The sequence below is a fragment of the Microbacterium trichothecenolyticum genome (assembly GCF_041938625.1).
GTDB lineage: Bacteria > Actinomycetota > Actinomycetes > Actinomycetales > Microbacteriaceae > Microbacterium > Microbacterium trichothecenolyticum_D.
The window spans coordinates 989,849-1,004,199 of record NZ_CP169427.1; the positions used below are offsets into that span (position 1 = coordinate 989,849).

10 protein-coding genes are annotated in these 14,351 nt (G+C 62.9%); 5 read left to right on the forward strand and 5 right to left on the reverse strand.

The genetic code is table 11. The features are described 5' to 3' along the window. Window positions 1–20: 20 nt before the first annotated feature. Window positions 21–263 (reverse strand): hypothetical protein, encoded by a 243-nt coding sequence (locus tag ACEYYH_RS04490; protein ID WP_374977069.1) that lies wholly within the window; start codon window positions 261–263, stop codon window positions 21–23. A gap of 410 nt (window positions 264–673) precedes the next feature. Here ACEYYH_RS04490 and ACEYYH_RS04495 point away from each other — a divergent pair, with 410 nt between their 5' ends. The 5 genes from ACEYYH_RS04495 to ACEYYH_RS04515 all read left to right on the forward strand — a co-directional run bounded on the left by ACEYYH_RS04495 (window position 674) and on the right by ACEYYH_RS04515 (window position 8,837). Continuing rightward, a complete protein-coding gene (locus ACEYYH_RS04495; protein ID WP_374977070.1) occupies window positions 674–1,798 on the forward strand; it encodes a polysaccharide pyruvyl transferase family protein in 1,125 nt (374 codons plus the stop codon). Window positions 1,799–1,842: 44 nt separating this feature from the next. After that, a complete protein-coding gene (locus ACEYYH_RS04500; protein ID WP_374977071.1) occupies window positions 1,843–3,234 on the forward strand; it encodes a Coenzyme F420 hydrogenase/dehydrogenase, beta subunit C-terminal domain in 1,392 nt (463 codons plus the stop codon). 111 nt (window positions 3,235–3,345) lie between these two features. Further along, the gene (locus tag ACEYYH_RS04505; protein WP_374978157.1) at window positions 3,346–5,550 is read left to right on the forward strand and encodes a glycosyltransferase family 4 protein; all 2,205 of its coding nucleotides are present in this window, start codon (window positions 3,346–3,348) and stop codon (window positions 5,548–5,550) included. 85 nt (window positions 5,551–5,635) lie between these two features. Then, complete coding sequence (locus tag ACEYYH_RS04510) at window positions 5,636–7,123, forward strand: lipopolysaccharide biosynthesis protein (protein WP_374977072.1); 1,488 nt, start codon at window positions 5,636–5,638, stop codon at window positions 7,121–7,123. A 205-nt stretch (window positions 7,124–7,328) separates the two neighbouring features. Then, complete coding sequence (locus tag ACEYYH_RS04515) at window positions 7,329–8,837, forward strand: IS1634 family transposase (RefSeq protein ID WP_374977073.1); 1,509 nt, start codon at window positions 7,329–7,331, stop codon at window positions 8,835–8,837. Between the two features lie 56 nt (window positions 8,838–8,893). On the opposite strand, the gene ACEYYH_RS04520 is transcribed toward ACEYYH_RS04515, so the two are convergent. The 4 genes from ACEYYH_RS04520 to ACEYYH_RS04535 form a co-directional block, all read right to left on the reverse strand. Further along, on the reverse strand, window positions 8,894–10,177 hold the full coding sequence (locus tag ACEYYH_RS04520) for a glycosyltransferase (protein ID WP_374977074.1): 1,284 nt from the start codon (window positions 10,175–10,177) through the stop codon (window positions 8,894–8,896). Beyond that, window positions 10,174–11,283, reverse strand: coding sequence for a glycosyltransferase (locus ACEYYH_RS04525; RefSeq protein WP_374977075.1), 1,110 nt, complete (start codon window positions 11,281–11,283; stop codon window positions 10,174–10,176). Before ACEYYH_RS04525 ends, ACEYYH_RS04520 begins: the two co-directional genes overlap by 4 nt. Window positions 11,284–11,350: 67 nt before the next feature. After that, entirely contained in the window at window positions 11,351–12,991 is a 1,641-nt protein-coding gene (locus ACEYYH_RS04530; protein WP_374977076.1) for a sugar transferase, read from the reverse strand. A gap of 383 nt (window positions 12,992–13,374) precedes the next feature. Beyond that, window positions 13,375–14,289: a class C sortase gene (locus tag ACEYYH_RS04535; protein WP_374977077.1), complete on the reverse strand. Its 915-nt coding sequence runs from the start codon at window positions 14,287–14,289 to the stop codon at window positions 13,375–13,377. Window positions 14,290–14,351 lie beyond the last annotated feature (62 nt).

Here is a 14,351-nt window from a genome sequence, read left to right on the forward strand (position 1 = left end):
GGGGCGCGTCTGATCGGCCGTCACGAGGTTATGTCGTCAGCCGGTGTGAGCTGGTTCGCGCGGGCGCGCGCGATGCGCTGCTTAGCCGCGCCGATGAACCACAGCGGGGTGCCGACGCAGAGGATGACGATCGAGAAGCCGTCCGGGTAGCCATTCGCGATCCACCCGAGGACGACCCACGCGAGGCCTATCGCCCCGATCGCCGCGCCGCCGAACCACAGCGCCCATCCGTCGCGACTCGCCCCGTCCGCATCACCCGCCATGGGCGCGAGTCTATCGGGGGCCGCGCTGCTCCATCTATCGCACGCATACTTCGTAACGAGGCTTGCGACATTGATGCTGGGCACCCTGCCGCGAAGGAGTAGCGTCGCGCGGGGACCTCTCCTGTGCCACCTTTGTAGAGCGAACGGTGGCGGAATCTGACGGGCGGAAGTCACCGTCGAAACCGCGGACGACCCGCGGTGCCCACGACCGCGCGGTGCGGCGGGGCAATACCGGGTGACGCAGCTCGGGAGGGCCGCCGGACGCCGGGATGGGGAGAGAAACGAAGGCAGCCTCCCGGGGTGGAGTTCACGTACGGGGCTGTCAGGAGGGTAAGCTCGCGCACAAGGTCCCCCTTACCGGGTAGGCGCTGATGCGGCCTGGAGGGGACACGTCTCACTCCACGCTGATTGTGTCCGACTATTACATCGAACCGATGACTTGGAGTTTCGTGGCAAGATCATCCGTCGGGATCGTCACCATTGTCGATCTCAAGAACTACGGAAATCGCCTTCAGAATTACGCGGTGCACCGGTTGTTCGACGACCGCGGCATCGAGCCGACGACGATCGAGCTCTCGCAGAACCCTGCCCGTTCCCGCATGCGCGACATCTATTATCGCTCTGCGAAGGACTTCAAAGACGCAGGGATCGTTCGCGGGCGCTTCCACGCGTTCGCGCAGTTCGCGCGGGAGATGACGCCCTACGTGGCCATGACTCCCGAGGCTTTCGAGGCGTCCCGACGTGACTTCGACTTCTTCGCCGTCGGCAGCGACCAGGTCTGGAATCCGAACGATCGTCGCCTTGGCGGAAGCTCGACCGGGATCCAGTGTCTCGCGTCCGTTGAGCGTGACAAGAAGATCAGCCTCGCACCGAGTTTCGGCCTTTCTCAGCTCCCGGAAGCGTGGCAAGCCAGGTACGCGGGGTGGCTTGCCGACTTCGAAAGACTTTCAGTTCGCGAAGCCGAGGGAGCATCGCTCATCCGTGACCTCACGGGCAAGGACGCAACTGTGCTGCCGGATCCCACAATGGCGGTTGACCCTGCTGACTGGCGCGCAATCGCGTCCCATCGGACGACCCCGAAGTCCCCTTACATTGTGACCCTATTTCTCGGTGGGACGACAGAGGAACGTCGTCAGCGGATTGCCCAACTTACTTCTTCAAGTCAGCTCGAACTCATAGACCTTTCCAACCCCCGCGGTCAGATTGCGCGACAGACCGGACCGCGCGAGTTCATCTCCTTGGTCGATAATGCCCGACTCGTGATGACCGACTCTTTTCACGCAAGCGTCTTTGCATTCATGCTGAACACAGCGCTGTCGATCTTCCCACGAGCGGACGGTGACGCGATGTCCTCCCGAATCACGACCTTCGCCGAGTCGTTTGGGCTGAAGGACCGGGTGCATAAGGACGAGGAAAAGCGCCTCGATCCGTCTGTGCTGGCGTTTGACTACGCCGAGGGACTCGACACATTGTCTGGTCGGAGGAGAACCTTCCTCGAGTATCTTGACTCGGAGATCGGCCGGGTAGCCAGCTGACTTCCGCATACCCAGGTGGGCTAAGCCCCGAAGAATGGAGCAAAATGGGTGCGCAGGCGGGAAGCGAACTCGCAAACCTTATTACGTCCGATCTTGTGGTGAACTCAGGGGCATACGAGGTCATCGTTGATGGTCTGAGCACCGTCCTCGATGAGCGTGGATTGCCGGCTTTGGTGGTGCCCGACCGAGGACTCACCGATGAGCAAGCTGCGCGCGTGCTAGCGGTTTCTGCCTTTGGTCGGGTAGGCGAGCCGGAGCATGTGATCGCTGAACGCCTCTTCGGAGACCAGGCAGGCGTGAGTTTCGACCCGGTCGCTGGCTACACAGTCGGCTCGTACGCCGGGGCGGTCGCGGACGAGGATGCGCGAGCCCTCAGCAGTTCTGGTGGCCTAACCACCTGGTTGCTCAAGGAACTCATCACACGACGGCTTGTGGACGGCGTGATACATCTCGCAGACAGCGATGACGAAGCATCGCCCTTGTATGCGTATCGAATTTCGCGAACGGTCGACGACGTCCAGCGTGGCGCGAAGACGCGCTACTTTCCGGGCCATCTCGGCGGTCAACTCCGTGAGATTCTGCAGGCGGGAGGGCGCTATGCAGTGGTGGGTATTCCGTCAGTCCTGTACGAGGTCAGGTTGGCAACGGTGCAAGAGCCTGCGCTCGCTGATCGCATTCCCTACTTCGTCGGCCTCATCTGCGGTCACCAGAAGAGCGCCAGGTATGCGGATAGCCTGGCCTGGCAAGTCGGCGTGGAGCCGGGAGCGGCCCGATCGATTGACTTTCGAGCCAAGCTCGATGGGCGTAAGGCGAACGCTTACGGGACACGAATCATCGGCACCGGAGCAGACGGCAGTCTCGTGGATGTTACGTTGCCCACATCCGACTTCTACGGCACTGACTGGGGTCTCGGGTTCTTTAAAGCGAACTTCTCTGACTTTTCAGACGATGTTCTGAACGAGACGGCTGACGTAGTCTTTGGCGACGCGTGGCTGCCCGAATACGTCGACGACCCTAGGGGTACCAACGTTGTCTTGAGCAGGTCGCGCGAGCTCGACGCGATTCTGCTCGCGGGCGCGCGGTCCGGCGAGCTTCACCTTGACCCCCTTCCGGTCGCTCGAGTGAGACAGTCTCAGGGCGGACTCATCCGCCATGGCAGGGAGTTGCTACCGGCCCGACTTGCGTACCTGCGCTCACGATCGGAATTCGTACCGTCAACGCGGTTCGCATCCACCGGAAAGCCGTCAATCGCCCGCCGGCATGTGCAACGGATGCGCGTTCAGATGGCACGCGCAAGTCATTCGGCGTTTCGCTCAGCAGTGGAGTCGGGCGAGTTCGCGCACTTCCCCGCGGCGATGAGGCCGCTCACCCGCGAATATGAGGCCGCATATCGTACGGCCGCTCTCATGTCCAAGATTAAGCGGCGATTCCGTTGACTCGCGTTTACGAGTTATGCATGAGAGAGGCAGCACGTGACTGACGCCACCATCGCTCGACAAGTCTGGATCGTGGCCAGATCAGTCTCTTTCAACGAAGGAGTGGGAGGCATGGAGCGTGCGGTCGCCGATCAGGCGACGGCGCTGGCCGCGCTTGGCTGGGAAGTCACAATCGTGACACCGGTGAGGCCCAGTGAGGTAGCGCCCCGGGGGATCAGCATCGAGAATGTTCCGTGGCCGTCGACCCGATCGGGGCCGGGGCGGCCACGTCTAGGCGTCAACTATTGGATCTGGGTTGCTCGCGCTCGGCGGGTGTTGCGCCGTAGATGCCCAGCTGACGCGAGCATCTACACTCATGGTGGGGCATCTGGAGTGCTCCGGGGCCTCCGTCGAGATGGTGCTGCCACGAGCGTTGCGAACCCTCACGGAATGGAAGAGTTTCACCGGGCGGGACTACTGCGCGCGGCTGCTCGGCTTATCGGGCGCCATCTAGCGCGAGGTGCGCGCTACGCCGACATAGTCATCGCCACCGACGAGGCCCTTGTTTCGCGGGTTCGGTCGAACATCGGTTGCGGGGATCATCAAGTGCGAATGATCCCAAATGCCGTAGATGTTACGCGTCTCGACAGAGTCGCTCGCGAAGGCTTCGAGAGTTCGCTGGACGCTGACCTGGTGAGCGTAGGGAGGCTGGTCCCGAACAAGGGCTACGACCTACTCCTGGAGGCCATACGCTCAATCGAACTCAGATCGGGGCGCCGGTTGAGGTGGGTCCACTTTGGTCGGGGCCACGCCAAGGGCGAGCTTGTTCGAGATGCAGCCGCTACACCGCCCGTGCAGCTGGTCGTGGTGGAAGGCGCGGACGATTCCGTCGTCCAGGCCACCATCGAGAGCGTCGGGCGGTTCGTGCAGCCCTCGCGTTACGAAGGAAGTAGCTTAACGACGCTTGAAGCGATGGCGCGCGGCGCGATTTGCGTGGGCACGCCGGTCGGGGGGATACCCGAGAAGATTATCGACGGCGAGACCGGCTTCTTGGCTGCCAGCGCGACAGTAGACGCCTTAGCCGATGCGATCGAGCGATCATTCGATGCCGACTACGCAATGGGATCGCGAGCGCGTGACCGTGTGCTTAGTACGTACGATCTCCCTGCGGTCGCGGAGCAACTCTCGGCCTGCCTTGAGGGGAGCAGTCGCCGCCGGGCTATCTTGCAGGTCGCGAGGCACATCGGCCCGGGGGCAGGCGTCGCGCAGGTCGTGCACTCGCTCGAGAAGTCGTTTGCCGGCCTCGGGGTCTCGACGAGTAGATTCACATTGCGTGACACCGGGATGCGGTGGCGGACGCAGGTGAGTGGGAATGTGCTGAAGAAAATCGCACTCCTGATCGAAGTTGTCTGGTTTTCGATCGCGGGAACTATCGCAGTGCAGCACATTCGGCGACGGTTCCCCACCCTGAGGATCCTTGTCCACGGCGATCCAATCGGCGGTGACGTGTATGTGAACCACGGGCTGCTTAAAGAGGTGATGCGCGGTCGAAGTGCGGAAAGGAAATGGCGATTCCCGCTAAATCCCATGCATTGGTTCACCCTTGCCCGTGACGAGATCCGTTATCGCGGGACGCGCCAGCGGGCAATAGTCTGCCTGACAGATGGGGACCGAGCAACGCTGGTCGATCTTTACCCCGCGGTGCAAGTTCCCATCCACGTGGTGCCGAACGGCGTCGATCTCGATGCCTATGCGTCGCTGGACGAGGAGCTGCGCGAACAAACTCGGCTGGAACTGGGACTCCGTGCTGGCGCGACGGCGCTGCTATTCGTCGGACACGAGTATGACCGAAAAGGGCTTTACATCGCGATCGACTCATTGAGTCAACTCAGTAGCGACTTCATCCTCGTTGTGGTCGGCGGATCACAGGAGATGGTCGCGAAGGGGCAGCTATACTCCGCCGCCCGTGGCGTTGATCGACGTGTCAAGTTCGTCGGGGCGACATCCGATCCGCGACCCTACTACGCGGCCACAGACATCGTCGTTCTCCCCAGCGCCTACGAGACAGGTCCGCTCGTCCTGCTTGAGGCCCTAGCCTCGGGCCGCATGGTGGTCATGACTCGCACCGGGCTTGCGCCTCAGGTGATAGTTGAGGGTCGCAATGGCGAGATCGTTGACCGTGTGCCCGCGTCAGTTGCTCGTGGAATCAACCAGTCGGCTCAGCTACTGGCTCGAGATAGAAAGGCCGTGGTCGAGGATTGCCGCCGATCAGTCGAGACTTTCGGGTGGGACGCGATCGCGATGCGCTACCTACAGGTGATCGAGGAATCCCGGTGACCGATCGGCGGTGGTGGCGCGACACTTGCGCCGCAACGGTCGAAGCAGGAGGCTCCCCACAAAGAGGGGTGGAGAGGGCACCAGTATGACGGCTGAATCACCGGAGAGTAAGGACCTAGCTACATCCGCCGCCCGAGGGGCGTCCGTCACACTCGCGGGTCAAGTCGCGAGATTGTTGATTCAGCTCGTTGGCGTCATTGTCTTGTCCAGGCTTCTATTGCCTTCTGACTTCGGAATCGTCGCGATGGTGGCCGCGTTTATCGGACTGGGCGAGATTCTCCGTGACTTTGGGCTCGGCAGCGCCGCAGTTCAGGCGCGCACGCTAACGCATCAGCAACGCGACAACCTCTTCTGGATCAACACCGCGCTGGGCCTCCTTATGGGAATCCTGATCGCGGTCGCAGCACCGTACATCGCGGAGTTTTACAGCGAGCCGCGACTCGTGGCGGTCACCCAAGTGCTGGCGGTCGGTTTGCTGCTCAATGGCATGACTGCGCAATACCGAGCGAACCTGTCTCGCCATCTCAAATTCGCCCATGTCACGATCTCGGACGTCGCGCCTGCGTTCCTGGCGCTCGTAACCGCGGCCGTACTGTCATTCATGGGATGGGGCTACTGGGCACTTGTGGGACAACAGCTCACACAAGCGCTACTGGGCTTGATTCTCGCGGCGGCATTCGGTCGATGGGTACCAGGCCTACCGCGGCGCACACCCGGGATGCGAGAGCTCATTACCTACGGTGTGAACCTCTTCGGTGTCGCCATCCTCAACTACGTCACTCGCAACGTCGACTCAGTCGTTGTCGGAGCGCGGTTCGGTGCAACAAACCTAGGCCTATACAACCGAGCGTATGAACTCGTCACACACTCGATTAACCGAATCAACATGCCGTTGACTCGGGTCGCAGTATCAGTGCTGTCGCGACTGCAGGATCAACCGGCGAGGCATGGCGACTTTCTGCTCCTGGGACAAAAGGTACTTCTGCATATCACCTTGCCGTTGCTGGGTATCGGTGCAGCGCTGGCCTACCAACTTGTGATCGTCGTACTAGGCGTCAACTGGATAGGGAGCGCTCCGATCGTCCAGATCCTTGTCGTCGGTGCGGCAGCGGATGTTGCCGGTTATGCAACTTACTGGTTTGCCTTGTCCAAAGGAAGAACAGCGGCCTATCTTCACATCAACCTCGTGACAGCGCCGGTCAAGATCAGTCTCATCCTCGTCGGGTCCATTTGGGGAACAATGGGCGTCGCGGCTGGGTTCGCAACGGGCTCAATCGTCCTGTGGATTGTGGCGCTGCTATGGCTCGGTAAGTCTGCCGCAGCGCCGAGCATGAAACTGTTTACATCCGCTCTGCGCGCACTATCTGTCAACGTAATCGCAGCTGTCGGTGCATTCTCCGCGACGCTGCTCGTTGTGCCGGGTGGAGAATGGGCGCAGATCGCTGTCGGTCTCGCGGCCTACCTGGTGCTCTGGGCGACCGGGGTCGGTTGTCTTCGGCCGGTCAGACGAGACGTCCTCGAAGTCGTCGGTGCTCGACGATACTTTCGAAACTCTTCAGAATCACGATCGTAGCCGGGCTCGCGCTGAGGTGGCCGGGTAGGCGTCGAGACCCCCCGAGGCTGATGGTTCCGCACGTCTACGGATCCGCGAATGCATGCTCGGACCTGGATCGTGTCACTTCGGCCGCATTTCGGGGGTTGAGGCTCGTTGAGCCTTGATGTTCCGGGGGTGTTGGTGCGTGGGTTACGCACTAACGGCGGCTGTCTAGACTGCTTCGGTGGGCCTGTTCGTGCGGAAGGTGCGCACCGGGTCGGGAGCGACGGCGGTGCAGATCGCGCGCACGAGGCGGGGTGTACAGACCATTCTCGAGAACCTCGGGTCCGCTCACGACGACGCGCAGCTGGCCGCGTTGGTCGCGATCGCGCGGGAGCGGATCGCGGAGATGAACGGGCAGGAGCAGCTCGATCTCGACGCGTTGGCGCCGGCGTCGCCGCCGCAGTCTTCGGGACCGATCGTGACCGGGTCGAGGTCGCGGGTGCTGTGGGAGGTCCTCGAGGACGCGTATAAGCGTCTCGGGTTCGACGCTGTCGGGAACGACACGTTCAAGAAGCTGGTCCTCGCCCGCGTCGTCGAGCCGACCAGCAAGGCCGACACGTTACGGGTGTGGGACGAGCTCGGCGTCCCGGCCGCCCCGTCGCTGTCGACGGTGTGGCGGACGCTCGCCCGCAGTGTCGAGCAGGACTGGCGGTCGAAGATCGCCGCCGCCGCGTACGCGCATGCGACCGCGGACGGTCCACTGACCGTCGTGCTCTACGACGTCACCACCCTCTACTTCGAGGCGGAGCGTGAAGACACGCTCCGCAAGGTCGGGATGAGCAAGGAACGGCGCGTGGACCCGCAGATCCTCGTCGGCCTCCTCGTGGACCAGGGCGGGTTCCCGCTCGAGGTGCACGAGTTCGCCGGCAACAAGGGCGAGACCCTCACCCTCCTCCCCGTCCTGGATCAGTTCCGTGAACGTCACTCCGCGACCGAGGTGGTGGTCGTCGCCGACGCGGGCATGCTGTCGGCAGCGAACCTGAACAAGCTGGAAGACGCCGGGTTCGGGTTCATCGTCGGCTCCCGCACCTCCAGCGCGCCTTACGACCTTGCTGAGCACTACGCGACCGTGGGGAACATCGTGATCGACGGGCAGACGATCGAGACCACCCGCACCATGGGGTCGGGGGTGAATGCGCGCGAGCGGCGGGTGGTGTGGCAGTACTCCCACAAGCGGAAGATCCGCGACAACATCACGCTGAACAAGCAGATCGAACGCGCCGAGCAGATCGCCGCCGGCACCCGCCCGGCCAAGAAGGACCGATTCGTGACCCTCGGCGCCAAGCCCGGCGTGAACTGGGCGAGAGTCGAGAAGGCCCGCGAGTACATCGGCCTGAAGGGCTACGTCACCAACCTCAGCACCATCACGGTCACCGCAAACGAGATCGTGGCGGCGTATCACGACCTGTTCCAGGTCGAGACGACGTTCCGGATGGCCAAGACCGACCTCCGCGCCCGGCCCATGTTCGCGTCGACCGCGGACTCGATCCACGCCCACCTCACTGTCGTGTTCACCGCTCTCGCGATCAGCCGGCACCTCTACAAGACCACCGGCGTCACCGTCCGCCGCATCGTCCGCGCGCTCCGGCCACTACGCGACGTCACCATCAGCATCGACGGACACGAACTCACCGCGCCAACACCACCCCAAGGAGAAGCGGCCGAGATCCTCGCCAAGCTCTACCCGTGAGCGTCACGCACTAAATTGACATGATCCAGGTCGGAGCCGGCGGATTCAGGGTCCGCCTACACCCTTGAGTTGGGAGAGCCACTTTCGAGCCTGACCATCGAGCTATCTCCTGGATCCGACGGCGAACCTTCAGACGATACGTATCGGCGACGGGCTATGAGATCTTCTGCTGTCTGCCTTGCAACCTCGCCGCGGTGTGACCAGCTGTTTGCACGAGCGATCGCGATGCGTCGGTCCTGCTGGTCGGGGGAAACGGCCGTGGAGTTTACGGCGTCGACGAACTCCTTAGTCGTTGTCGTCGTCAGTACGTCGCCGTCGCGAGGGACCACCGCGGGGATGGCGGTAGTGACGACGGGCAAACCCGCGGCGAGATACTCGTACGTCTTCAAGGGGTTGACACCGCGCGTGTAGTCATTGATGACGTATGGGATCAGCCCCACGCTGCACCGCCAGTACAGCGCGCCCAGTTCAGCCAGCGAAAGCAATCCGTGGTACGTCGCTCCTGCGTTGACCAGATCTTGAACTAGCGCCGCCGCATCGCCGCCACCTTCGGAGATGGGGCCTGCGAGGTGAATGTGCCATCCGGCGTTCTGCAATTCACGAAGGCACGTGAAGTCGACCTTGGTTGCACTGAGATTTCCCGCGAAGACTGCCGACCGCGGGATTCGGTTGTCTTTGGCGGGGCGAGTGGACTCGATCGTCACGACATCCGCGACGTTCAACCACGAATGAACTTCTTGGAAGCCGACCCTGCGCAAGTGCTCGACAACGACCTCACTGCTACCAGCAGCTGGCACTCCATCGCTCGCAAGTCGCGATTCTTCGGCTGCAATCAGTTCCTTGGAAATACCAGGGACATCTCCTAGCAGATCTACACAGTGGTAAAACGACGCGCTTGCGGATGTCTCCAGCGAGTAAGTCGCAGGGGTATACGCCCACAGAATCGTTGTGCCGGCGGAATCTCGCCACTCACGCAGCTGACGGTTCAACAACTTGCGGTTCAACGTCCGCACCCAGCCGACGTGGAGCGGGACGACAAATGGGCTAAGCACCTCTAGATTGGGCGGGATTGGGCGGCTCGCTGCCCGCGGAGCCTCGGATCCACGCGTTCTAGACGAGATAATTCGCCCGAGTCGCTGAACGATCCTCCGAAGGTCGCGGGGCCGTAGCTCCGGGCGTCGAAGACCCATGGACTCCACAAATGTCACGCGGTTCGAGCGGGCGAGTTCCTGGGCCATGTAGTGCTGATTGGTGGCGATTGCCGAGTCCCACTCTGCAGTGCCCAGCACGAGAATCCAGGGGAAGGCTTCTGATGGCTTCTGCGCGACGATCTCAGTCACGTGTGGGTCTCCAGCCAGGTGTTCAGGTTCGTGTGGAAAGTCGCGCGTGAGAACTCTGATGCTCGCGCTGCGATGCGTCCCGGATCGAGCGCTCCGACGGCATCGACAGCCTGGCGGAGCGTCGTGAGATCTGCCCAGTCATGTACCGTGACGCCGGTTGCGCCGTCGATGACAGACTCGGCCACGCCGCCGGTCGGCCCAGAAATGACGGGCGTGCCGACTGCCATAGCCTCGACAGGCATGATTCCGAAGTCTTCAACAGCAGCGAACACGTACGCTCTCGCGCGCTGATACAAGGCATAGAGCATCTCATCCGAAGGGTTGTCGACGAATATCGCTTCCGCTCCGACGGTGGTCGCATATGTTGCCAGCGCCGCGCGCTCCGGCCCTCGACCTGCTAGGACGACCGGTACATCGGCAGCAGCGGCGACGTCAATCGCGAGGTCCAGCCTCTTGTAGCTCACGAAGCGGGAAGCGCCGAGGATGAACGTCTCGGGGAGGTTGCCGAGCGCTTCGGCTTCATGGTCGGTGAGCCGCATCGCCCAGTCATTGATCGATTGAATTGTCTCGACGTCTACCGGAGGATAGATCACCTCGGCGTCCCGGTTCCAGGCCATTCGGATGCGTTCTCTAGTGAACCGGCTGTTGGCAGCGATGGACGTAGCCTCTTGCGCCCTGCGTCTATCAATCGGCTTGAAGGCCGCGGACGCGGCGCGAGCGAGCGGCCTTTTGCCGCGTTGGTCTAGCTCCGGTACCCAGATGTATCGTGCCGGCGTGTGTGCGTACACCAGCTTCGGCGGCTGCGTCGCGCCTCGCAGCTTTGCGTGGTGCGCGAAAAGATGACTGCTTACCAGCATCCACTCGTAGCGTTGTCTCGCGCGCATTGAGCGCCAGACGATCGGCATCGTCGGGAGTGCGAGAACTTTGCTGCGACGCAGCGGCGTGGTCGCAAGCCAGCTCTCGCTCGGCTGCGCAGCGAAGCGGCCTGGGGCGTCGTTCCAAAGCACATGAAGGTCAGCGTCGGGAAACGCCTGGAGAATCTCATCGAGGACCTTCTCGGACCCGCCCAGCTTTTCTACCCACTCGTGGACAACCAGTCCCGTCATTTTCCTGCTTTCCCCTGTCGCGCGCCTTCATGACCACAGAGTGGCCTCCGAGCCGGGCACGAGTTGATCAATGGGCTGAGTCTCCAGGAGCCACAACGGCACGAGCGGTCTTGGCAAGGATTGCAAAGTCGCCGATGAGGGACCAGTTCTCGACGTAGTAGAGGTCCAAACGGACTGCTTCTTCCCAAGTCGTGGATGAACGGCCGCTAACCTGCCACAGCCCAGTAATGCCCGGGCGCGCAAGTAGACGACGTCGAGCCGCGTCGGTGTAGAGAGCCACTTCCGCGGCAATCTGTGGGCGAGGGCCCACTAGGCTCATCGTTCCCCCGATTACGTTGAAGAGCTGGGGCAACTCGTCCAGTGAGTATTTGCGGAGCACCTTACCTATCGGTGTGATGCGCGGATCGTTCTTGACCTTGAAGAGCGGTTGTTCGCTTGTACCCTGCGAACGAAGCAGCGCCTGTAGTTCTTTGTCCGCGCCGACGCGCATCGATCGGAACTTGAGCATGTGGAACGGCTCGCCTCTGCGACCAATGCGTTCCTGTCTGTACAGGACAGGCCCATCGCTAGTGACGCGCACGGCGATCGCGAGGACGGCGAGCACGGGGCTAATCAAGATCACGCCGAGCATCGCGAGCGTCAGATCGACCGACCGCTTCAGCAGTGCCTGGCCTCGCGTGAAGCGCGGTGTCTCGACATGTATCAACGGCAGCCCGGCGACCGGGCGAGTATGAATTCGCGGTCCAGCGATGTCTATGATGTTGGGCGCCAGCACGAGATGCTGCCGGCCGGCCTCTAGGGCCCACGAGATCTGCTTGACCTTCATGGTCGGAAGGTCATCGGTGCTTGTAACCGCGACCGTGTCGGCATCCGTCGCGGCGATGGCGAGTTCGACGTTGTCGACGGTGCCCATCACCGGCACCGATGTGCCGGGAATCATGTCGGCGATCCTGCCCGAAGGCACGCACGCGCCGACGACCTTGTAGCCCGCGGTTGGTGAGCGGTGGAGTTCGCGGGCGATTGCGGCAACCGAATCTTCGGAACCAACCAGGAGAACCTTTGCCGAGTACTGCCCGACCCAGCGCTGCGCTACGAGCCACTGGCGCCAGAGGGACCGTTCGAGCAGAAGGACGAAGATGCCGAGTGGGAGCGTAATCAGGAGGTAGCCTCGGGCGACGTCAACCCGGAGGAGGAAGGCGAGAATCGCGATTGCTCCGAATAAGGTGAAGCTTGCGCGAGCTACCCGAACGTACTCGGTGGGGCCGGCTCCGATGATGCGGTGGTCGCGGGAGTCGATCAGCGACAAGGCCCACATCCAGGCGATGACAAGTGCGGCCGAGAAGACCCAGTAGGACAGCTCGTTGAAACGGGCGTCCTCGCGGATGGAGACCTGAGCGTTGCCCCAGCCGAACCAAAGGAGCTGGGTGCCGTAGACGGCCCAGATGAGGACGAAGGCGTCGCTCAGCCAGAGGCGGGTGGCGTAGTTACGGCGCCACGAGGAGCGGCGGGAAGACGGCTGCTCGGATGCCGTGGGCGTTTCGACTCGCTCGTTCCTCGCTCGCTCAACGAGCGGGGGAGACGCCGGCGACGAGCCCGAGGGAGAAAACGGGTCGACGGGCGATTCAGGGGTCACCGAAGGAGCGGCTGCCCGTGCCTGGGGATGGGCTGGCGACTCCGTTGGCGCGTCGATCTGGGGATTCGACGTCACAGTGCCTTCTCGCTTTGTGGTGGATTACCCGGCCACCAGGGGAAGAGTAGCAGTAGGCGGGCGTGGGGGAATGTACAGGTCGGCACACAATTCCTTGGGGGAGGGGAACGCCATCCCATTATGAGAGACGTCTCATGATGCCCATGACAGTGTTTCGGTCTGTGGCGCGCAACCTCAAGATTCCCTCAAGGGCATATGGGGTTGGGGCGCTCAGACCGGCTGAGGTCGCTCAACGAGCAGGCAGGCCGGGGGTGGGGCTGGTGTTGATGGTGGGAGTTGGCGCGGGGTTGATCGGAGGTGCGGCGCGTTTCGACTCGCTCGTTCCTCGCTCGCTCAACGAGCGAGATTGAGGGCGGAATATGATGGCGCGAACGGGGCGGGCGTCAGCGCGGGACCCGGCGGCGGGCCGAGAAGATGACGTACGCGACGGCCAACACGGTGGCGCCGCCTAGGCCCAAGGACCAATACGGGAAGCCGGGGATGTCGGGGGTGTGGCCCGCAGCATCCATGTCCCGAATAGGAGTGGGCAGGATGCGCTCGCCTGTTACCAGGATGCGGTGGGTGTTGATGCCCAGGGGAGTGCAGGTGACGAGAGTCACGAGGTCGGCGCCGCGCTGCGGGTAGAGGGTCTCGGTCTGCTCGGGGGAGACGACCTTCGTGTCGGTCACCTGGTAGGTGAGCACCTCGCCGAAGACCTCGATCGTGAAGGTGTCGCCGACGGCGACCTTGTCGAGGTTGGTGAAGAGCTCGGCGTCGGCGAGGCCGCGATGCCCCGTCAGCACCGAGTGCGTGCTGGGACCGCCGACCGGGAGGCCCGTGCCCTCGAGGTGACCGATGCCTTGCTTGAGGGTCTCGTCGCTCGTGCCGTGGTAGATCGGCAGATCGAGGGCGATCGACGGAATCTTGATGCGGGCCATCAGGCCGGTGTCGTCGGCGTGCAGGAGCTGGGCGTAGTCCGAGTCGGCCTCGGCCTCGGCGAGGGGTTTGTTCTCGCCGGCGGCGACCACGGACGTGCCACCGATGAGAGCGGAGTTATAGGCGACAGCATCCTGAATCGCATCATGACGCGACTCGGCCGTGAGGTCTTGCACCGTCGACGAGTACTCGTCGATGCGCTGGGACTGCGCGTACTGCGTGAGCCACGCCGCCGTGGACGGGTACAGCAGCACGCCGACGCCCAACACGAAGCCGAGTGCGAGGGCGGCGGCGCCCCACGGAAAGCGGCGGCGGACACGCCGACGCGACCGGTCGCGCAAAGGTGCGTCCGGTCGCGTCGGCTGCTGTGCGGTGAGGGTCATGCGCTCTCATCTGCAGGAGTGGTGCGGAGGGTGGCAGGCGGTCGGGGCGACCCGCCACCCTC

Bases quoted from the DNA above. Each gene is read 5' to 3' on its own strand.
- ACEYYH_RS04500 (WP_374977071.1), top strand. From the start codon at position 1,843: ATGGGTGCGCAGGCGGGAAGCGAACTCGCAAACCTTATTACGTCCGAT.
- ACEYYH_RS04505 (WP_374978157.1), top strand. From the start codon at position 3,346: ATGGAGCGTGCGGTCGCCGATCAGGCGACGGCGCTGGCCGCGCTTGGC.
- ACEYYH_RS04525 (WP_374977075.1), bottom strand. From the start codon at position 11,283: ATGACGGGACTGGTTGTCCACGAGTGGGTAGAAAAGCTGGGCGGGTCC.
- ACEYYH_RS04535 (WP_374977077.1), bottom strand. From the start codon at position 14,289: ATGACCCTCACCGCACAGCAGCCGACGCGACCGGACGCACCTTTGCGC.
- ACEYYH_RS04510 (WP_374977072.1), top strand. From the start codon at position 5,636: ATGACGGCTGAATCACCGGAGAGTAAGGACCTAGCTACATCCGCCGCC.
- ACEYYH_RS04490 (WP_374977069.1), bottom strand. From the start codon at position 263: ATGGCGGGTGATGCGGACGGGGCGAGTCGCGACGGATGGGCGCTGTGG.